An 18,712-nucleotide genomic window follows, 5' to 3' on the forward strand; every position below is an offset into this window, starting at 1 on the left:
TATATAGCTGATTTCACTGCAAGTGGAAAATAATAATGGGATCAATCCCCCAAAAAAAACAGCATACTACTCCATTACCAACCCTCTTTATCGCCATAATTTTGGTGGGTATTGGGTCGGGGTTTTTTGCGATGCTTTTAGGCTTGTTGCTCCATTATGTACAACACATTGCTTACGGATACAGTCTCAATGAAATTATCAGCAGTGAAAGTTTTCTAGCAGGAGTTCTAGCCTCATCTCCTGAGCGAAGAGTTATAGTGCTAATGTCGTGCGGTCTAATCGCCGGACTAGGCTGGTGGGCTTTGTATCGTTTTGGCAAACCTTTAGTAAGCATCACTGATGCCGTATTATTGCAAAAGAAAATGCCTGTTGGTACAACGATCATTCATGCATTATTACAAATCGTAACCATCGGATTAGGTTCACCCTTAGGTCGTGAAGTAGCACCCAGAGAAGTGGGGCAATATTTTCCTTTTGGCTGGCTTCGAAATTAAGACTGAGTATTGATGAAGCAACAAAATTACTTGCTTGTGGCGCTGGAGCTGGTTTGGCGGCGGTTTATAATGTCCCCTTGGGAGGGATGTTGTACATTATGGAGGTATTACTTTGTACATTTAACTGGTCAGTGCTTATTCCAGCACTTACTACTTGCGCTATTGCAGTAGTAATTTCCTGGATAGGTCTTGGCAATGCCCCCCTTTATAATATTCCTGATTTAAATATTAGTTATTCCTTAGTTATTTGGTCTATTTTAGCAGGTCCAGTTTTTGGTTATGTAGCTTATTGGTTTATTTGGGTGGCAAATAAAGCACGCTTGCACTCTCATCATAATTGGCATATGCTTTTGGTATGCTTTATTAATTTTACCCTAATCGGTTTTTTGGCCATCTATTTTCCTGCCCTTTTAGGAAACGGTAAAAGTCCTGCAGAAATGGAGTTTGATGATTTAGATTATTTTGTGGGTGTTGAGCTAAGCCTGATTTTGCTGGTATTACGCATGCTAATTTGTTGGTCAAGTCTGGGATCTGGAGCTCAGGGAGGATTATTGACGCCGTCACTTGCAAATGGAGCGTTGTTGGCTGTTGTTCTCGGTGGGCTTTGGAATTTATTATGGCCAGGAACGTCATTTAGTGCTTTTGCTATTATTGGATCAGTAGCCTTTGTGGCCGCTGCTCAAAAAATGCCTATCACCGCCATTGTTCTGATTTTCGAGCTAACTCGAATTAAATTTAATTTTTTAATTCCAATAATGTTTGCTGTTTCAGGTTCTGTTGGTATATCAACGTTATGTATGAAAATATGTTCACAAAAAAAATAAAATGCGAGCAAAAAAAGAACCTTTAGTTGTAAAAAAAATCGACTTTTAATAAACTGTTAAGCTTTTCATGTTCTAATATCTCCTCACGTTTTGAGGAGATAATATGCCCACTTATACAGTAAATTCCCCTGTCATAGTTTTTAATCAGGAGGAATATGGAAAGCGCTTATTATTCCAGAAAGCCGAAACTAATCCACGCAATGCATTAGGAAAAAACGGAGTTACTTTGCAGCCGTGGCCAAGCTCCCTCTTTTATAAAATAATTAAAATTCGAGCACCCCAGATAGATGAACATGGTCAGCATGAAGCTCGAGAGTTCACTCTTAATCGTAATAGTTTAATTAAATATATTGGTGTTGATGCAAGCGTTGATAACTCTGATGAAGAACTTATTAAAAAATTAAACGATAAACTCTGGCATTCTGAATTAAATCAACCGGGGCTCGATGATAAAAATAAGCAAATCGAGGCTGGTGAACATTTACGTCATGCTGGACAGCATAATAAGCGAGTTATTAACCATTGGTCTGATCCTATAGTTGATCTTTTTAAGGGGGCTTTCTTTAGTTGGTTTTATCAAATTACTCTGCAAAGTATCAATCTTATTAAGCTGCGTTTTTTCTTTTTTGGAAAAGAAAAGGATCTCTTCGAAACCGGTGAAATTTTAGCAAAAAAACGGTTTCACGAGGCGTATGCTGATGTTCCAGCTTATAGTAATCATTTAACAACTTTTAATGGCATGGTAGTTACTGATACTGTTTTTCATGAGATTCCACTAACCACTAAAGCAAATTACATTAAAATACAAGAGCACGATTCAGATACTCATTTTTATGGCACATACCCGGAAAATAGTAAAACGGATACATCCACGGGAACAACTGGTAAGCCTACAGCTTGGGTCCGTGGAGAGGGGGAATTAGAAACAGTTAAAAAATCGTTAGCATTAGCAGCAAAAATTCAATTTGGCACCAGAAGACTCAGTTATATTAATGCCTTTGCTATGGGACCTTGGGCTACAGGATTGACTACCTATGAATTAATGCGTCAAACTGGCTCTGTCTTTGCAACGGGTCCTGATAAAGAAAAAATACTTGATGAAATGTTGCGAATTGCCAAGTATGAAAAACATCAGCTCGACTTGGCTGTAGACAAATTACAACACAGGAACCCTCAAATCCAAGAGGGAGAGAAGAAAATTATCAACGACGTTATCCATAAATGTTTAAACGCTCTATTAAAAAACCGTGATCTGTCGCTTGTTGATGCTCTGGATGCTCAAATTACCCAACTAACAAACCAGCAGCAAGTGATTATCAAACGTTACCAAGATAAAATTAAGGCGGTTGTTGAACGTCTGAATAAAGAAAAGACTCAAATCATTATCGCCGGTTATCCCCCTTTTCTTCAGGATCTAACTACCTATGTAAAAGAACAGGGCTATGCCTTGGCTGATTTTTCTCCGATTGCTGTTGTAGGGGGCCAGGCCATTTCAGAAGCGATGCGTGACCTTCTGGTAAAAAATGGCTTCAATCAACTATATTCCTCCTATGGTGCATCTGATTTAGATATTAACCTGGGTGTTGAGACTGAATATGAAATCATGGTACGCAAGGCTATTGAAAAAAACCCAGGACTTGCTCGTGAACTGTATGGGGCCAATAAGGGCCTACCCATGATTTTTCATTACGATACCTGGAATTACCACGTAGAGTGCCTGGATAAGGATAACGAGCAACCTGATAACACAGACTCATTAGTTTTTACAGCTACCCGTGATGATCGATCTTCACCTCGAATCCGGTATGATTTAGGAGATAAGGGTAGAGTCTATGCATCCAGCGATGTTCAGGCTTTATTAGCGAAATATGGTATATTCCAAAAGCCAAAAACAAATCTGCCTCTCCTGTTTGTTTGGGGACGTGATTCCACCGTTGTTTTCAATGGTGCCAATTTGGCCTTTACGGAATTAGAGCGTGCGGTAACTGATATCGATACATACGGTAATATATTGAAGAAGGCTTTTTATAAATATCAGGATACTGAAACAGGTGCTGAAAAATTGGAAATTTGGTTAGAACTCAATGATGGTGTTGAAATACCTGAGAACATAACAGAATATGCTCAGAACTTGATTTCTAAACTTGCGATGTTAAATCAGGATTTCCGTTATCAATTAGAAAGTCTTGATGAAGGTACTATATTGCCTATGGTTCGTTTTTTCAAACGTCATCAGAGCCAGATCAGTGAAGCAGGTGGTCTGATATGGGTCCGCATGTCTGGAACAAAATTAAGGAAAAATAAGAGCTATTCATCCATCATTTATAGTTAAAAATTCACTCAAATTAACCTATTTAAACCTACTCAATACCGTATGAATAGTGATTGCTACTACGAATTGTCTTAGGTCATTTTACCACAACTCTATCAGAATGACTTATCCACAAGTCCACAGGTCAGGAGAGCTTCACTTTCTCGTATAGGCCTGTGGGCCTTGTGGGTAAGTCATGACGCTCTCATTTAGGGTTTATGGTCTTTTCCGGCCATAATACACCTCTGCGGGCGTTAAATAATTAAAGGACTGGTGAAGCCTTCGGTTATTATAATACTCAAAATACTCCGTTAAGGCCAGCTCAACCTCTTCAATTGTATCAAAATCATACCGGTAGATTTTTTCTTGCTTAACACTACGCCACAATCGCTCGATAAATATATTATCTAAATAACGTCCTCGCCCATCCATGCTGATAGAAATGTGGTGAGATTTTAGCGTATTTATCCAATCTTTTGAGGTAAATTGAGAACCCTGATCCGTGTTAAAGATCTCACAACGCGAATGCAGCAAAGCGTTTCTAAGCGCCTCAATACAAAATTCAGCCTCCATAGTAGGTGAAATAGCCCATCCAATCACATAACGACTATACCAGTCCATAATAGCTACTAAATACACATGCTTTCCTTTCATGCGGATGTAGGTGATATCTGCGGCCCAAACCTGATTTGGTTTGGTGATATCCACCTCTTTTAATAAATAAGGGAACACCTCATGCTCCTTATTGGGAACGCTTGTATTTGGCTTTGGGTAAACAGTCGATAACCCCATCATTTCCATCAACTTTTTTACTCGACGTTTACCAACAGGATAGCCTACTTCTTTTGACAGCCATCTTGCCCGCTTAATTTTACCTTCACATGGATACTGCAGATAGTGCTCATCAAGTAGCGCCATAAGCGCTTCATCTTCGACAGAAATGGGCTTGGCACTATAATAATAACTTGAAACAGGCAAGTCTAATAGCAAGCATTGTTCACGAATGGTGAGCTCGGCAAGAGGATCAATCATGACGCGCTTTTCATCCAGACTAAAGTTCATGCTTTTTTTTTAGCCAAGATAGCTGCGCTTGAAGTCGACCAATTTCTTGATATAATGCCTCAACAAGCTGCTCTTGGGACTTGGCTTCTTTTTCATTAGCCCCAGAGAATAAATCGTTAATGGCTTTGATGGCCGATTGCTTCCAAGTTTTTACCTGCGTTGCGTGAACACCGTATTCACTGGTAATTTGCGCTTGTGTGAGTTTCCCCTCAATCGCAGCTAGCGTTATTTTTGCCTTCTTGGCCGCCGTATAATAAGCTCGCTTTTTAGACATTTTATTCTCCTCTTTGTATTAAGAAGAATAGCTCTTAAAAAACCTTTTTTTGTGTCCAGAAAACCGCGCCTATATTACTATTCAGGCGCGCACCTCCTTTGTAATTTAGTCTACTTGTTTTCACCTGAATCTTTATGAAGCTCTTCCTTCACCTGTTCTTCTGCTGGGGTATCAGTGGGCTCTTCGGTTATGACTGGTGTTTCCACCACAGGAGGTGTTTTAGGGGGAGCACTATCAGGGGTTACTTTTGTTTTAGCAGCAGGAGTTGAGACTGAAGCTTCGGACTTTTTATTTACTTCTTCTGCTTTTTCCTTAACTTCTGACTCGGCTCTTTTTTGTTTGTAGTCATGAATTATTTCTTCTACGCTCGTTTTAATTCCTTTATATAATTTGCTGGTCATTGAAGTTAGTTCTTTGAAATCAGGCAGTTTGGATTTGAAATCGCTCATAATCTATTCCTTTGAAAAAATGTAATTAATATAATTATATATCGTTATTTAGTTTTTTGGGATGATGATTTATTTGACGCCATCCCAAAGACATGCCAGCTAAGCCCATGGATGCATCAAACGCATGGCAGGTTTAATTAGTTTATTGACTAAAGACGTTTTAGGCTGAATCGTTAATTTGAACGCTTTATAGTTTGTCATTTTTCCTATCAGATATTCATCGCTGGTGGATAATTTATCAACCAGGCGAAGGTCAAAGGCATCTTTTGCAAGCCAATGTTCTCCTGTAGATACTTTTTCCATATCCAGTTGACTGCGATTAGTTAGGACATAATCCCTGAAAGCTGCGTGTATTTTTTCCAAATCTTCCTGGAATTTTTTTCTTCCTTTATCTGTATTCTCAGCAAATAAGGTTAAAGTTCGTTTGTATTCCCCTGCGGTTAATAATTCAATATCGATATTATTTTTTTTCAGCCAACGGTGAAAGTTAGGAATCAGGGCAACAACACCGATAGAACCAATAATTGCAAAGGGGGCTGCAATAATATTATTTGCTACGCATGCCATTAAATAACCCCCACTGGCCGCTACTTTATCAATACTGACAGTTAAGGGGATATTTTTGTCGCGAATCCGTTGTAATTGTGCCGCTGCCAAGCCATAACCATTAACAGCTCCACCAGGGCTATCCAGCCTGACTAGAACTTCGTCCTCAGGTTTGGCAATACTGAGAATAGCAGAAATCTCATCCCTTAGCTGTTCCACCTGGGATGCTTTAATATCGCCGTTAAAATCCACGACATAAAGAGTAGGTTTATTGTCTTTATTTTTCTTCTTTTTCTTTTTCTCAGCCTTGGTTCCCAGAACTTCCTTCCGCATCATAGAACTCAGATGTTCGTATTGCTCATTAAGTGATGAGATTTCCAATTTTGGTTTGGGTTTACGACTAATTGAAAAAATTCCGGCAATCAGAAGCAGGACTGCAATCACAAGTGTTAACGTTTTTAATAAGAACAACCCATATTGACTTAAAAATTCCATTATTACCCTTTGTAAAAAAAATAAAACAGATTATGGCGCTCATAGAGTGACTTCGCAAGACAAACCACAACAATGGATCTAAAAAACTTGTTTTGTCGTTTGTTTCTGGTTAGTCTCCTCTTTTAAAGTGAATTATCTGTTTTATGATTGATGTTATTGAACTTGATTTTGATTACCAGGAACAACCGTTATTAAAAAAGGTTTCTTTTCATCTGCCTGCAGGTGGATTAATGCATTTGCGTGGAGCAAATGGCGCTGGAAAAACCACCTTGCTTAAATTGATTGCTGGATTATACCATCCTGCTCAGGGACAAATACTTTTTGATGGACAAAACATAGAGAACAATCGTGCAGCCTATCAGCGTCAGTTATGTTTTATCGGACATAAAACAGGTATAAATCCTTACTTGAGTCTAAAAGAAAATTGTTTTTTTGACCTACATTATGAGGTTTTTGATAACACTATCGAGGAGTTGGCTTCGATTTTTAAACTTGAAAATCATCTAGATTGCCCCTGTGGATTACTTTCAGCTGGACAAAGGAGACAAGTTGGATTACTACGACTTTGGATGTCCAGTTCCAAATTATGGCTATTAGACGAACCCTTGGTTGCCTTGGATGATTTCTCTCTGTCAATCATCTTGGAAAAGATGGAACATCATAGAAAACTAGGGGGCGCTGTATTACTTACTTCTCATCAAAATTTATCTTTAAGTAAGTCTGATTATCAGGAGTTTTTTTTGTGATTTCCGGGTTTTCATTATTTGTAAAGCAGTTTAAACGAGAGCTACTTATCCAAGTACGCCAAATTAGATATTTAGTTAATTCATGTTTATTTTTTCTTATGTTGTTATTTATTTTCCCCTTGACTCTCAGACCAGAAATCATACTCATGAGGACTATAGCACCAGGATTAATCTGGATGTCTATGTTGTTATCCACATTACTATCGGCTGAGAGATTGTTTCAGCAAGATTATGATCATGGGGTGATTGAACAGTGGTTAGTATCAGGACAATCATTAAATCTCATTGTGAGTGCCAAAGTATTTGCTCATTGGGTTTTTAATCTAGTACCAATATTAGTTCTTTGTCCTTTAATTGCTGTTTTATTTTCTTTTACTCTGCAGGAGATGTGGGTATTAGGAGTCAGTTTATTGTGTGGCACTCCAGCATTATTTTTTTTGTGTGCGTTAGCAGCTGCGTTTGGCGTTGGGGTAAGCCAGAGAGGTGCCTTGATGGCCTTGATTCTGCTACCCTTGACCTTGCCTTTACTGATATTTGGTAGTGGTACTTTAAACATTGCAATGCAAGGTTTACCCATTAGTGGTTATTTGGCTTTATTATTGGCAATGTCCGTCATGGCGGTTGGTTTTTTGCCCGAGGCAATTTCAGGTGTGATTCGTATAAGCCATGTTGATTAGGTGAAACAACAATTCTAAACCTGTTCACTCGGCGGTTCTTGGCAACAACCTTCGAGTGAACAGTGGTTGTAGTTTACTTCAAATTTATGGAGTAATTGGTTCCTTCGGGTCATTCGTAAATGCCTTACACTACCGAACACGTTTTGCGTTAACCCGATATTGCGAATAAATATTTATCAGTCAGTAAGCAATATTAGCATTTTGTTTTTTATAGAAACTAATGCCGTAGTTGCTTAATAAGATCAAAAACAGTTTATTTAAGAAAACAATGTGGATTTAATACTTATTTTGCGAAAGCTTGGATGCATGATAAAATCCCGTTCTTTTCCTGATTTTATTGTTTCCTATGTGGAAGTTTTTATATCAACTGGCTTCTCCAAAGATATTTCATTCTTTATCTGGGCGAATGATCCCCTGGTTGGCTGCAGGTGCATCATCGACTCTGATTATTGGGATACTTTGGGGTTTGATATTTGCTCCGCCTGACTATCAACAGGGCGAAGCTTATCGAATTATTTATGTGCACGTACCCAGTGCTTTTTTATCAATGGCTCTTTATGCCTGGATGGGCTTTCTTGCCGTATTGCTTTTAGTCTGGCGTATTAAAATTGCTGGACTGTTAATTAGTCTTGTTGCTCAGGTTGGCTCTTGGATGGCCTTTCTTGCTCTGATAACGGGAAGCATTTGGGGTAAACCCATGTGGGGTGCCTGGTGGGTTTGGGATGCTCGGTTGACCTCTGAATTAGTTCTATTACTTTTATATGCCGCAATTTTAGCGACCCATCAAGCGGTAAAAAATAAAGAAGATGGAGACAAAATAATAGCCATATTAACCTTGGTTGGTTTAATCGACTTACCTATTATTCACTATTCTGTGTACTGGTGGAATACCCTGCACCAGGGGGCCACTTTATCTGCTTTCGCCAAGCCCAAAATTGATCCCAGTATGCTCTATCCTTTACTTTTGACCATGCTGGGATTTTTCTTATATTGCATGTGGGTTATTTTAGAAAAAGCTCGCAATGAAGTATTGCTGCGAGAGAGAAAACAATCCTGGGTCAAGATTCAGTTTGAGGGAGAACTTAAATGAATCAATTTTTTGAGTGGTTGACTATGGGAGGCTATTCCGTTTATGTTTGGCCAGCTTATGGTCTGGTTTGTGTGGTTTTGGTAATGAATATTCTAGGAATCAAATGGCAGAAGGCCCGTACTCGAGAAAAACTCCAACGATGGTTTAAGAGATAACACAGTATGATACCAGTAAGAAGGCGCAAGATATTGATGCTACTCTTTGTTATGTCTATTTTAGCTGTGGCCTCGGCTCTGGTTTTATATGCTTTAAGACAAAATATCAGTTTATTTTATTCGCCAAGTCAAGCAGTTGCAGGACAAGCTCCTCTTCACCATGCAATTCGTGTAGGAGGGATGGTTGAAAAAGGCAGTATTATTCGTGCTGCCCAAGGCTTGGAAGTTCAATTTAAGATAACCGATTTTGAAAAAACAATTACCGTAACTTACCTCGGCATTCTTCCTGATTTGTTCCGAGAAGGTCAAGGAATAGTAGCTGAGGGACAGCTAATCGACAATCATTCATTCCGCGCATCTCAGGTATTAGCAAAGCATGATGCCAATTATATGCCGCCGGAAGTGAAAGCTGCTTTGACTAAAAAGGTGAATCCATGATAGCAGAGGTAGGGCTGTTTTCTTTAATTCTGGCATTAGTTGTATCTATAATGCTGGCCACAGTTCCTTTAGTGGGCTTGCAAAAAAAGCGTATAGACTGGATGGATTCAGCAAAAATATATGTTGGCTTGCAGTTTTTCTTTGTCGCATTGGCTTATCTTTGTTTAACTCTGTGCTTTTTAACAGATGATTTTACTGTAGTTTATGTGATCTCAAATTCCAGCTTGTTATTGCCATGGTTTTATAAAATCTGCGCGGTCTGGGGGGGGCATGAGGGTTCCATGCTTTTATGGGTTGCCATTCTCAGTTTTTGGATGATACTGGTTGGCTGTCTCAGTTCCAGCCTGGATAAAGAAATGCGCACCCGTGTCTTGGTAGTGCTTGGTTGGTTAAGTATCGGTTTTATTCTTTTTTTATTGACTACATCCAATCCTTTTTTACGCCAGTTTCAAGTGTTAAATACTCAAGGTCGCGATCTGAATCCTTTATTACAAGACCCGGGATTCCTATTTCACCCGCCCATGTTGTATATGGGCTATGTAGGATTTTCTGTAGCTTTTGCGTTTGCTATTGCCGCTTTATGGGCAGGAAAAGTTGAGGCAAGCTGGTCTAAATGGACCAGACCATGGACCCTGGCAGCCTGGTGTTGTTTAACTGCTGGTATCACCCTTGGAAGCTGGTGGGCATATAGAGAGCTGGGGTGGGGGGGCTGGTGGTTCTGGGATCCGGTTGAAAACGCTTCTTTTATGCCTTGGCTAGTTGGGACTGCGTTACTTCATTCATTGGCTGTTACAGAACAACGCCAGCAATTTAAAGCCTGGACTATGTTATTAGCTATTGCCGCGTTTTCTTTAAGCCTAATTGGAACCTTTCTAGTGCGTTCTGGAGTTTTGACTTCAGTTCATGCTTTTGCTGTAGATCCTCAGCGTGGCCTATACATTCTGGGATTTTTGCTGCTAGTGATTGGTGGTTCTTTGCTGCTTTTTTTGTTTCGAGCGCAAACCTTACAAACAGACAATAGTCCAAGCCCGTTTTCTCGCGAAAGTGCTTTATTATTGAATAATGTGTTTTTGATAGTAATCATGCTTACGGTCTTGATGGGGACAGTTTACCCCTTATTAATTGAGAGTTTGGGCTTGGGTAAACTATCAGTAGGTGCTCCTTATTTTAATGCAGTTTTTGTTCCCTTGATGATTCCTATGCTGTTATTAATGGGGGTGGGAATTCATTTAAGATGGAATAGTGATAGTTGGCGCGCTGTGTTTAAAAAACTTAATGGTATTGCTTTGTTTAGCCTGCTTCTCCCTATTGTTTTATTACTCGCCACGACCAGTGAACTTAACTATTCTGCTCTAACGGGTTTGACTCTGGCAATGTGGGTTATCTTAAGTACGGGGAATGCTGTATACAAAAAAATTAATGAGCGAGGATTGGCGGGTATTGGGCAGGCATATTGGGGTATGGTTGTAGCGCATTGTGGTGTTGCTGCTACTGTAATTGGTATTGCTGTTTCTACTGCTTATGGTGTGCAAGATGATGTACAGCTCGCTCCTGGAAAAAAATTGGATCTGGCAGGATATTCTATTGAATTCATTAGCCAAGAGCCTTTAATTGGTCCCAATTATAAAGGAACAAGGACGCAATTTAAAATAAGCCATCTGGGAACGACTAAACTGATTTATCCGGAGAAAAGACTTTATACGATTGGCCAAATGGCTATGACTGAATCAGCCATAGATGTAACTCCATTCAGAGATATTTATGTGGCACTAGGGGAGCCTTTGGCTGATGATTCCTGGTCCGTGCGTCTTTATTATAAACCTTTCGTGCGTTGGATCTGGGCTGGGGGGTTCTTGATTTTGGCAGGCGGTTTTTTTGCTCTGACGGATAGAAGATATTATCAAAAAAGAAAAGAAGTGGCTGAGCGTTCTCAGGAGTTAAAAGTATGACAAGGAACCGATGGCGTATCATTCCCATTATTCTCTTTTTACTGCTTAGCATCTTTCTGTGGCGAGGCTTGTCTATCGATCCTCATAATTTGCCTTCAGCCCAGCTCGGAAAATCAGTACCTGTCTTTACCTTGCCTCAATTACAAAAACCGGACTCATCTTTTAGCTCAACCCAATTGCGAAACCAGGTTGTGTTGTTAAATGTATGGGCCAGTTGGTGTGAGGCGTGTGTTGAGGAACAGGTTTTCATGTTGCAATTAGCACGTGAAGGCGTTCCAATTTATGGTTTAAATTATAAAGATAAATCAGTAGATGCGCTGCAATGGTTAGAGCAATGGGGGAATCCATATCAATTGATTGCTCAGGATACTGAAGGCAGGGTGGCTATTGATTTAGGTGTGTATGGAGCACCCGAGACTTTTGTTATCGATAAGAAAGGCATAATACGCTATCGACATGTGGGTATAATGAATCAGGAAGCCTGGTTAAAAGAAATTTTACCTTTAATGAAGAGCCTGGAGCAGAACTCATGAGATCAGTTCATTTCATAGGTTGGAGTTTCATTATGCTATTAATTACCTCATTAACTTTTGCAAACAGCATTTACCCTCTGGATTCAGCTAAAAAAGAAGTACAATTTAATCATCTCTTAAAAGATCTGCGTTGTTTGGTTTGTCAAAATCAGGATTTAGCCGATTCTAATGCCGAATTGGCAAAGGATTTACGATTACAGGTTTATCAATTAGTAAAAGAGGGGAAAACCGATACTGAAATAAGCGATTATCTTACCTCACGTTATGGAGATTTCATTCTATTTAAACCCCCCATAAAAGCAGTGACCTTATTACTCTGGTTTGGTCCATTTTTATTTCTATTATTGGGCTTTGTTATTTTTTGGCGAACATGTTTTAAGCGGATTCCTTATGAGTGAATGGTGGTTGGTTGGTGTACTGGTTGGTATATCATTGGTTGCAAGTGGTGTAATTATCTATCCTTTAAGGCGTAATCTTAAGGTAAGTTTGTTAGTGATGCCCATTATTTTTGCGCTGATATCAACTGGATATTTTTTTTGGGGAAGCTTTGCTGATTGGCGGAAATACCTTCACCATAATAAATCTCGGGTTTTAGCGCAAGAAATGCTTAAGTCCGTTAAGAACCCCCAGGAGTTAATTGATAAACTTGCTGCAAAATTGGATGACGCTCCCGAGAGCGCCAAAGGCTGGTATCTTTTAGGACGTTTGTATACCAGTCAAAATGATAACCAGAACGCTTCTAAAGCTTTTGCTAAAGCATATTATCTTAAACCTGGGGAGGAACAGTTTGCAGTCAACTATGCCCATAGTTTATGGGAGATAAACAGTCAGCAATTCAGCCCGAAAATAATAGAGATTTTTGATGTCTTATTAAAAAATAACCCCAAACAACCCGATGCACTAGCGATGCTTGCTATGAATGCATTCCTGAGCCATGCTTATGAAGATGCAATAGTTTATTGGCAACGTCTATTGAACTTGGCACCTGAGCAATCAGAAGAAGCTCTAGCGATACGCAAAGCCATTGCCAAAGCACAGGAACATATCAATACAGGGAGAGCAGAATGAATGATAAAGTATATGAAATTCTTGAATTAGTTGGGACATCTCAAGAGGGTATAGAGCAAGCCATTGACAATGCAATCACCCAAGCGGCAAAGTCATATGGTAAATTGGATTGGTTTGAGGTATTGGAAACACGCGGCTTTATCGATGATAATAAAGTCAAATATTATCAGGTCCATGTCAAGATTGGTTGTAACAAATAGGATGTTAGACTTCACTATCTGAGGCATTGTTATTAAGTTAAAGGATTTGATTCGTATCCGTTCGGGCTGAGAAAGCGCTTCAGCGCTGTCTCGAAGCCTTGGTGGCCTGGTTCTAGGCTTCGAGATGGCATAAATGCCTCTTCAGCCCAATTTTTAGGCTAATGTACGCCAATTCTGGGTCGTATCATGCTCATAGAAAGATCGAGGTAATTGATGCATCATGATATCTTCACTCAGTCTCACAGAACTCTTTTAATGCCTTAAGAAAATGGTTTCCATAATGTGTGAGTTTGTGTTGACCAACGCCCGAGACTGCCAGAAGCTGTTCCGTATTTTGAGGTTTTGTTTGAGTCATTGCATGCAAGGTTGCATCGCTAAAAATCATAAATGGAGGTTTATTTTCTTCTTCGGCCAGTTGTCGTCTTAAGGTGCGTAAGACTTCAAATAAGGGGCTATTCTCTGGTTTAATGGAGTTTTTGTCTTTAGTTTTCTTTTTCGTTCCTTTGAGATCATTATGAGGAATAGTAAGGGAAATTTTTTCTTCGCCTTTTAACAAAGGAATAGCTTTGGAATTTAGTTTTAACACATTGAAATGGCTGATGTCCTGAATGCAATAATCTTTATGAATGAGCTGCCAGGCAAGTTGTTTCCAATAATTGGCGGACTTATCTTTTCCTATGCCAAAAGTACTCAAACGATCATGGCCAAATTGCTTTATTTTATCAGTGAAAGCCCCTCTTAGTACTTCAATGGTATGAGTTAATCCGAAACTCTGTTTTAATCGATAAATACAGGAAAGCAATTTCTGAGCATCTACTGTTGCATCTGCCATTTCTGGTGGATTATCACAGACATCACAGTATAGGCACTCAGTGTCACAGGGTTCATCGAAATAGCGCAGGAGGATTTGGCGGCGACAATGGGTGGCTTCGGCAAAAGCCAGCATGTGATTCAATTTATTGGTTTCTACTCTTCTTTGTTCATCAAGTGGGGTATTAATTATCCATGAGCGCAATCTGGCGCTGTCAGCGGCATCGTAGAGAAGAAGAGCTTGGGCTGGTAATCCATCCCGACCTGCCCGACCAGTTTCTTGATAATAACCTTCAATGTTTTTAGGTAAATCATGATGGACAACAAAGCGTACATTAGGTTTGTCTATACCCATCCCAAAAGCTATAGTAGCAACAACTATATCAATGCGATCATGGCGGAATAAGGTTTGCACTTCACGTCGTTCGCTATGTGCAAGGCCGGCATGATAGGCTCGAGCCTTGAATCCCATGTCCTTTAATTTTTCAGCGAGACGCTCCACGCTGCTTCGTGTTCCACAATAGATGATGCCCGATTGTTGGACTTCAGATTGTAAAAATTGATTTAACTGTTTTGCTGCGTTGGTTTTAGGGACTACTTTATAATGAATATTAGGTCTGTTAAATGAGGCAACGTATTTTTTAGGTTGATAATTTAATTTGACCACAATGTCCTGGCGTGTTTGTTTATCGGCAGTCGCCGTTAAAGCAATGATTGGGACTTCCGGAAAATGTGTTTTTAACAAACCTAATGCTGCATATTCAGGCCTGAAATCATGACCCCATTGAGAAACACAATGAGCTTCGTCTATTGCAAATAAGGCAATAGGACATTCTTCCAGGCGTTCAAGAAAAGAGGCACTGATGAGGCGTTCCGGAGCGATATAGAGTAAATCCAATTCCTCATGATGCAGCTGTGCCAGTACCTTTCTGGCTTCCTCGCTGGTTAATGAGGAATTGTAATAGGCTGCACGAATACCCTGTAATTTCAGAGCTGCAACTTGATCTTCCATTAATGCAATTAATGGAGATACGACAATTCCTACCCCTGATCTGACTATTGAAGGTATCTGATAACAGAGTGACTTCCCACCACCAGTGGGCATAAGGACAAGCACATCCAGCCCTGAGATGACATCATTTATTATATTTTCTTGAGGTGCTCTAAAAGAATCGAAGCCGAAATAGTCTTTTAAAACAGCTAGGGCATTTTTATTTGCCAATTTAGGTTGCGCTAAAGTTTCCATGTGATTATTCTTGTTCTTCTTTCACAGGCGCTGAAAGTTGGCAATAATATCATCTTTTAACTCTGTATCATAAATAAACTTTCACGAGTTTTTTAAATGAATAGCCTCCTATTTGTAACAGCATTCAGATCAAATAAATTTGTTAGTTTGGATTGAGTAAAAACCTTTAGATGCACTTGTTGCTGATCAAGATTTTACGATTGAAGATCGCAGCAATATCGCGGTAAGATGAGAGTACCTAATAGTACAGGTTATAAATTTACTGGGTCTAAGGACGGTTTATGGATTTTGAATTCACAGAAGAACATTTAGCTTTTCGGGAGATGTCAGCAGATTTTGCCCAAAAAAAATTAGCCCCAATGGCGGATAGTTGGGATGAGCACTGTCAATTTCCAGTTGATGTACTGCGGGAGGCCGCCCAATTAGGTATGGCTGGAATGATGGCACGAGAGGATATTGGTGGTGCTCAGCTAACCCGTCTGGATTCTGCCTTAATATTTGAGCAATTAGCAACTGGCTGCATTAGCACGAGCGCTTATCTTTCGATCCATAATATGGTTACCTCCTTAGTAGATCGTTACGCAAGTAAAGAGTTGCGCGCGGAATGGGGGCCGAAACTCACTTCAATGGAAGCACTTTCCAGTTATTGCCTTACTGAACCCGGCGCGGGTTCAGATGCTGCTTCCTTGAAGAGCAGAGCGGTCCGGGATGGTGATTATTATGTTCTTAATGGAGCAAAAGCCTTTATCTCGGGTGGTAGCATCAGCGATGTTTATTTATGTATGGTCCGGACTGGAAATGAATCGCATTTGGGGATTAGTTGTTTATTGATTGAAAAAAATACCCCAGGATTAAGTTTTGGTAAATTGGAAAAAAAACTGGGGTGGCGCAATCAACCCACCTGCATGGTGTATTTTGAGAATTGCCGAATTCCAGTTGCTAATCGTGTGGGTGAGGATGGGATGGGGTTCAAATTGGCACTAAACGCATTAAATGGGGGGCGAGTTAATGTTGCTTCTTGTTCCTTGGGAGGAGCACTGGCTTGTTTGCGACTGACCCAAACTTATATGCATGAACGGGAACAATTTGGAAAATCATTAACAAAAATGCAATCTTTGCGTTTTTATTTTGCGGATATGTTAACTGATTATGAAGCAGCGCGATTAATGGTTTATAGGGCTGCAAGAGCAATGGATAATGAGGATGTCAATGCGCCAATGTACTGCGCTATGGCTAAACGCCTGGCTACTGATGTAGCATTTCAAATTAGTGATAAAGCCATGCAGTTGCATGGTGGTTATGGTTATTTACGTGACTATCAAATAGAAAGAATATTCAGGGATTTGAGAGTACACCAAATTCTTGAGGGTACTAATGAGATCATGCGTGAAATTATTGCTAAAGCAAGTTTGGATGAAGACTACGTTATTGGATAACAGGAGTTAAGTGATGAATTTAATAGAACAAGAATTGGATAGTAGCGGTATTTTAACGTTAATCTTGAATAGACCAGAAAAACTAAATGCGTTGAGTACTGATTTATTAGGTGCTTTAGCTGAACTATTTAGATCAGCAAAAATAAATCCTAAAGTTAAAGCTTTAATTATAACGGGTAATGGTAAAGCTTTTTGTGCTGGTGCAGATATTAACAGGCTTGCCGAATGTACTGCTCAAACAGGCTACGAATTTGCTTGTCATGGACAAGAAGTATTCCGCATTCTGGAAACCATGGGTAAACCGTCTCTTGCTGCAGTAAATGGGTTCGCTTTTGGGGGAGGATGTGAGTTAGCCATTTCCGCAACTCTCAGAGTTGCCTCATCAAATGCCATGTTTGGCCAGCCTGAAGTGAAATTAGGAGTGATCCCAGGATATGGTGGTACCCAGCGATTAGCACGCTTGGTAGGAAAAGGACGAGCATTGGACCTTTGTTTAACCGGACGTTTTATTAATGCTGAGCTTGCTTTAAATTGGGGATTAGTTAGTGAAGTTGTGGCGCCGGAACATTTGATAGAGCACAGTAAAACCTTATTAAAGAGCATATTAGGCATGGCACCTTTAGCTATAGCAGGAGTAATGCAGGTTATTGATTATGGCTATAATATGTCCCTGACTGATGCATTGCATTTGGAAGCTGTACACTTTGCCAAGTTATGTGCTTCAGAAGATAAGAAGGAAGGAGTAGATGCATTTCTTAATAAGCGTGCTGCAGAATTTAAAGGAATATAATCATGAGTGAAGAAGTGCTTTTTAGTCATGAGGGTTCGGTGGGGTTCATTACTTTAAATAGACCCGGGGCGTTAAACGCCCTTACTTTACCTATGATTATTGAATTGCAGAAGCAATTAGAACTTTGGAAAGAGGATAACAATATTCAGGCAGTAGTTTTGCGTGCCACACCTGCTAATGCTTTTTGTGCTGGTGGAGATGTACGCTGGCTCTATGAGCGACGGGGTAATGATTCCGAACAAATGCAATTTTTTTGGCATGAATACCGGTTAAATCATTTCATCCATCAATTTGGCAAGCCTTATATATCTTTAATGGATGGTATTACCATGGGTGGAGGAGTAGGCGTCTCCATGCATGGTAGTCATCCAGTGGCTAGTGAGCGCTTTATTTTTGCTATGCCTGAGTCCAGTATCGGTTTTTTCCCTGATATTGGAGCAAGTCATTTATTAACCCAATGCCGTGGTTTTTTGGGTATTTATCTGGGGCTAACGGGAAATAGATTAGGCCCACAGGATGCAATGAAAACAGGATTGGTGAAGCAGATTATTACTTCTGAAAAAATGCAGGATATGGTTAATGAATTAATCAATTTGGATTTGTCAGAAGATGCCCACGCTCGTGTAGACCAATGCTTGAATGCCTATGCCAGACCACATTCCGAAAGTGAAGTAACTCAGATTAAGCCGATGATTGATGTATGCTTTTCACATCCGACTGTTGAAATGATTAGGAGCTCTTTGCGGAGCTGCGAAGGGGTTTGGGCGGAAGGAGTAGATAACACCTTAGGGCAAAAATCACCCTTAAGTCTTAAAGTAATTCTTTTGCAACTTCAAAAGGCAAAAGGATTATCCTTGGCTGAGTGTTTGAATATGGATTTCAATTTAGTGGGGCATTTTATGGGGGATAATGACTTTTATGAAGGGGTAAGGGCATTATTAGTGGAAAAAGATAAAGATCCTCAATGGAACCCTTCACGTTTGGATTTAGTCCCTGAACACAGAGTAGTTAATTATTTTGAACAATCTTCTTTTGGATTGGAATTGATAGTGTCATAACATTGGTCAGTAATGACAAATTAGCTTGTAACCATGAAATGAAATACAGGAATGAAAAATA

The 18,712-nt window shown here is 39.8% G+C and carries 21 protein-coding genes; 16 read left to right on the forward strand and 5 right to left on the reverse strand.

Features of this window, described 5'->3' with window-relative positions; genetic code table 11:
* Window positions 1-35: 35 nt before the first annotated feature.
* The 3 genes from HRS36_RS19040 (at window position 36) to HRS36_RS07195 (ending at window position 3,650) form a co-directional block, all read left to right on the forward strand.
* Window positions 36-494, forward strand: a complete 459-nt coding sequence (locus tag HRS36_RS19040; RefSeq protein ID WP_226905602.1) for a voltage-gated chloride channel family protein — start codon at window positions 36-38, stop codon at window positions 492-494.
* An 8-nt stretch (window positions 495-502) separates the two neighbouring features.
* On the forward strand, window positions 503-1,318 hold the full coding sequence (locus HRS36_RS19045) for a chloride channel protein (RefSeq protein ID WP_267313962.1): 816 nt from the start codon (window positions 503-505) through the stop codon (window positions 1,316-1,318).
* A 103-nt stretch (window positions 1,319-1,421) separates the two neighbouring features.
* Window positions 1,422-3,650: a phenylacetate--CoA ligase family protein gene (locus tag HRS36_RS07195; protein ID WP_173236775.1), complete on the forward strand. Its 2,229-nt coding sequence runs from the start codon at window positions 1,422-1,424 to the stop codon at window positions 3,648-3,650.
* A 195-nt stretch (window positions 3,651-3,845) separates the two neighbouring features.
* On the opposite strand, the gene HRS36_RS07200 is transcribed toward HRS36_RS07195, so the two are convergent.
* The 4 genes from HRS36_RS07200 to sohB all read right to left on the reverse strand — a co-directional run bounded on the left by HRS36_RS07200 (window position 3,846) and on the right by sohB (window position 6,455).
* On the reverse strand, window positions 3,846-4,691 hold the full coding sequence (locus HRS36_RS07200) for an IS3 family transposase (protein ID WP_173235473.1): 846 nt from the start codon (window positions 4,689-4,691) through the stop codon (window positions 3,846-3,848).
* On the reverse strand, window positions 4,681-4,965 hold the full coding sequence (locus HRS36_RS07205; RefSeq protein WP_173235475.1) for a transposase: 285 nt from the start codon (window positions 4,963-4,965) through the stop codon (window positions 4,681-4,683). The genes HRS36_RS07200 and HRS36_RS07205 overlap by 11 nt, the downstream gene beginning before the upstream one ends.
* A 110-nt stretch (window positions 4,966-5,075) precedes the next feature.
* On the reverse strand, window positions 5,076-5,414 hold the full coding sequence (locus HRS36_RS07210; RefSeq protein ID WP_226905603.1) for a hypothetical protein: 339 nt from the start codon (window positions 5,412-5,414) through the stop codon (window positions 5,076-5,078).
* 99 nt (window positions 5,415-5,513) lie between these two features.
* Window positions 5,514-6,455 carry a protease SohB gene (gene sohB, locus HRS36_RS07215; RefSeq protein ID WP_173236776.1) on the reverse strand — a complete coding sequence of 314 codons (942 nt, stop codon included), beginning with the start codon at window positions 6,453-6,455 and terminating at the stop codon, window positions 5,514-5,516.
* A gap of 143 nt (window positions 6,456-6,598) precedes the next feature.
* Between sohB and ccmA the strand changes: the two genes are divergently transcribed.
* From ccmA to HRS36_RS07265, 10 genes are all read left to right on the forward strand, one after another.
* Window positions 6,599-7,201 carry a heme ABC exporter ATP-binding protein CcmA gene (gene ccmA / locus HRS36_RS07220; RefSeq protein WP_173236777.1) on the forward strand — a complete coding sequence of 201 codons (603 nt, stop codon included), beginning with the start codon at window positions 6,599-6,601 and terminating at the stop codon, window positions 7,199-7,201.
* On the forward strand, window positions 7,198-7,878 hold the full coding sequence (ccmB, locus tag HRS36_RS07225) for a heme exporter protein CcmB (protein ID WP_173236778.1): 681 nt from the start codon (window positions 7,198-7,200) through the stop codon (window positions 7,876-7,878). The genes ccmA and ccmB overlap by 4 nt, the downstream gene beginning before the upstream one ends.
* Window positions 7,879-8,224: 346 nt before the next feature.
* A complete protein-coding gene (ccmC, locus tag HRS36_RS07230) occupies window positions 8,225-8,968 on the forward strand; it encodes a heme ABC transporter permease CcmC (RefSeq protein WP_173236779.1) in 744 nt (247 codons plus the stop codon).
* A complete protein-coding gene (gene ccmD / locus HRS36_RS07235) occupies window positions 8,965-9,123 on the forward strand; it encodes a heme exporter protein CcmD (protein WP_173236780.1) in 159 nt (52 codons plus the stop codon). Before ccmC ends, ccmD begins: the two co-directional genes overlap by 4 nt.
* Window positions 9,124-9,129: 6 nt before the next feature.
* Window positions 9,130-9,561, forward strand: a complete 432-nt coding sequence (gene ccmE / locus HRS36_RS07240) for a cytochrome c maturation protein CcmE (RefSeq protein WP_173236781.1) — start codon at window positions 9,130-9,132, stop codon at window positions 9,559-9,561.
* Window positions 9,558-11,510: a heme lyase CcmF/NrfE family subunit gene (locus tag HRS36_RS07245; RefSeq protein WP_173236782.1), complete on the forward strand. Its 1,953-nt coding sequence runs from the start codon at window positions 9,558-9,560 to the stop codon at window positions 11,508-11,510. The genes ccmE and HRS36_RS07245 overlap by 4 nt, the downstream gene beginning before the upstream one ends.
* On the forward strand, window positions 11,507-12,043 hold the full coding sequence (locus HRS36_RS07250) for a DsbE family thiol:disulfide interchange protein (protein ID WP_173236783.1): 537 nt from the start codon (window positions 11,507-11,509) through the stop codon (window positions 12,041-12,043). Before HRS36_RS07245 ends, HRS36_RS07250 begins: the two co-directional genes overlap by 4 nt.
* Window positions 12,040-12,441, forward strand: coding sequence for a cytochrome c-type biogenesis protein (locus HRS36_RS07255; RefSeq protein WP_173236784.1), 402 nt, complete (start codon window positions 12,040-12,042; stop codon window positions 12,439-12,441). The genes HRS36_RS07250 and HRS36_RS07255 overlap by 4 nt, the downstream gene beginning before the upstream one ends.
* A complete protein-coding gene (locus HRS36_RS07260) occupies window positions 12,434-13,111 on the forward strand; it encodes a tetratricopeptide repeat protein (protein ID WP_173236785.1) in 678 nt (225 codons plus the stop codon). Before HRS36_RS07255 ends, HRS36_RS07260 begins: the two co-directional genes overlap by 8 nt.
* Window positions 13,108-13,311 (forward strand): dodecin, encoded by a 204-nt coding sequence (locus HRS36_RS07265; protein WP_173236786.1) that lies wholly within the window; start codon window positions 13,108-13,110, stop codon window positions 13,309-13,311. Before HRS36_RS07260 ends, HRS36_RS07265 begins: the two co-directional genes overlap by 4 nt.
* Before the next feature lie 229 nt (window positions 13,312-13,540).
* Here the strand turns inward: HRS36_RS07265 and recQ are convergent, their stop codons facing one another.
* A complete protein-coding gene (gene recQ / locus HRS36_RS07270) occupies window positions 13,541-15,367 on the reverse strand; it encodes a DNA helicase RecQ (protein WP_173236787.1) in 1,827 nt (608 codons plus the stop codon).
* 281 nt (window positions 15,368-15,648) lie between these two features.
* Here recQ and HRS36_RS07275 point away from each other — a divergent pair, with 281 nt between their 5' ends.
* Genes HRS36_RS07275 through HRS36_RS07285 form a run of 3 tightly spaced genes read left to right on the forward strand, consistent with a single transcriptional unit; the run spans window position 15,649 to window position 18,651 of the window.
* Window positions 15,649-16,803, forward strand: a complete 1,155-nt coding sequence (locus tag HRS36_RS07275; RefSeq protein ID WP_173236788.1) for an acyl-CoA dehydrogenase family protein — start codon at window positions 15,649-15,651, stop codon at window positions 16,801-16,803.
* A gap of 13 nt (window positions 16,804-16,816) precedes the next feature.
* Entirely contained in the window at window positions 16,817-17,593 is a 777-nt protein-coding gene (locus HRS36_RS07280) for an enoyl-CoA hydratase/isomerase family protein (RefSeq protein ID WP_173236789.1), read from the forward strand.
* Window positions 17,594-17,595: 2 nt separating this feature from the next.
* Window positions 17,596-18,651 (forward strand): enoyl-CoA hydratase/isomerase family protein, encoded by a 1,056-nt coding sequence (locus HRS36_RS07285; RefSeq protein WP_173236790.1) that lies wholly within the window; start codon window positions 17,596-17,598, stop codon window positions 18,649-18,651.
* Window positions 18,652-18,712: the final 61 nt, after the last annotated feature.

Source organism: Legionella antarctica, from assembly GCF_011764505.1.
Lineage (GTDB): Bacteria > Pseudomonadota > Gammaproteobacteria > Legionellales > Legionellaceae > Legionella > Legionella antarctica.

Coding starts and splice junctions, on each gene's coding strand:
- HRS36_RS07285 (WP_173236790.1), top strand. CDS start 17,596: ATGAGTGAAGAAGTGCTTTTTAGTCATGAGGGTTCGGTGGGGTTCATT.
- HRS36_RS07195 (WP_173236775.1), top strand. CDS start 1,422: ATGCCCACTTATACAGTAAATTCCCCTGTCATAGTTTTTAATCAGGAG.
- HRS36_RS07205 (WP_173235475.1), bottom strand. CDS start 4,965: ATGTCTAAAAAGCGAGCTTATTATACGGCGGCCAAGAAGGCAAAAATA.
- HRS36_RS07200 (WP_173235473.1), bottom strand. CDS start 4,691: ATGAACTTTAGTCTGGATGAAAAGCGCGTCATGATTGATCCTCTTGCC.
- ccmC (WP_173236779.1), top strand. CDS start 8,225: ATGTGGAAGTTTTTATATCAACTGGCTTCTCCAAAGATATTTCATTCT.
- HRS36_RS07265 (WP_173236786.1), top strand. CDS start 13,108: ATGAATGATAAAGTATATGAAATTCTTGAATTAGTTGGGACATCTCAA.
- HRS36_RS07275 (WP_173236788.1), top strand. CDS start 15,649: ATGGATTTTGAATTCACAGAAGAACATTTAGCTTTTCGGGAGATGTCA.
- HRS36_RS07255 (WP_173236784.1), top strand. CDS start 12,040: ATGAGATCAGTTCATTTCATAGGTTGGAGTTTCATTATGCTATTAATT.
- recQ (WP_173236787.1), bottom strand. CDS start 15,367: ATGGAAACTTTAGCGCAACCTAAATTGGCAAATAAAAATGCCCTAGCT.
- ccmD (WP_173236780.1), top strand. CDS start 8,965: ATGAATCAATTTTTTGAGTGGTTGACTATGGGAGGCTATTCCGTTTAT.
- HRS36_RS07250 (WP_173236783.1), top strand. CDS start 11,507: ATGACAAGGAACCGATGGCGTATCATTCCCATTATTCTCTTTTTACTG.
- HRS36_RS07210 (WP_226905603.1), bottom strand. CDS start 5,414: ATGAGCGATTTCAAATCCAAACTGCCTGATTTCAAAGAACTAACTTCA.
- HRS36_RS07260 (WP_173236785.1), top strand. CDS start 12,434: ATGAGTGAATGGTGGTTGGTTGGTGTACTGGTTGGTATATCATTGGTT.
- HRS36_RS19040 (WP_226905602.1), top strand. CDS start 36: ATGGGATCAATCCCCCAAAAAAAACAGCATACTACTCCATTACCAACC.
- ccmA (WP_173236777.1), top strand. CDS start 6,599: ATGATTGATGTTATTGAACTTGATTTTGATTACCAGGAACAACCGTTA.
- HRS36_RS07245 (WP_173236782.1), top strand. CDS start 9,558: ATGATAGCAGAGGTAGGGCTGTTTTCTTTAATTCTGGCATTAGTTGTA.
- ccmE (WP_173236781.1), top strand. CDS start 9,130: ATGATACCAGTAAGAAGGCGCAAGATATTGATGCTACTCTTTGTTATG.
- HRS36_RS07280 (WP_173236789.1), top strand. CDS start 16,817: ATGAATTTAATAGAACAAGAATTGGATAGTAGCGGTATTTTAACGTTA.
- sohB (WP_173236776.1), bottom strand. CDS start 6,455: ATGGAATTTTTAAGTCAATATGGGTTGTTCTTATTAAAAACGTTAACA.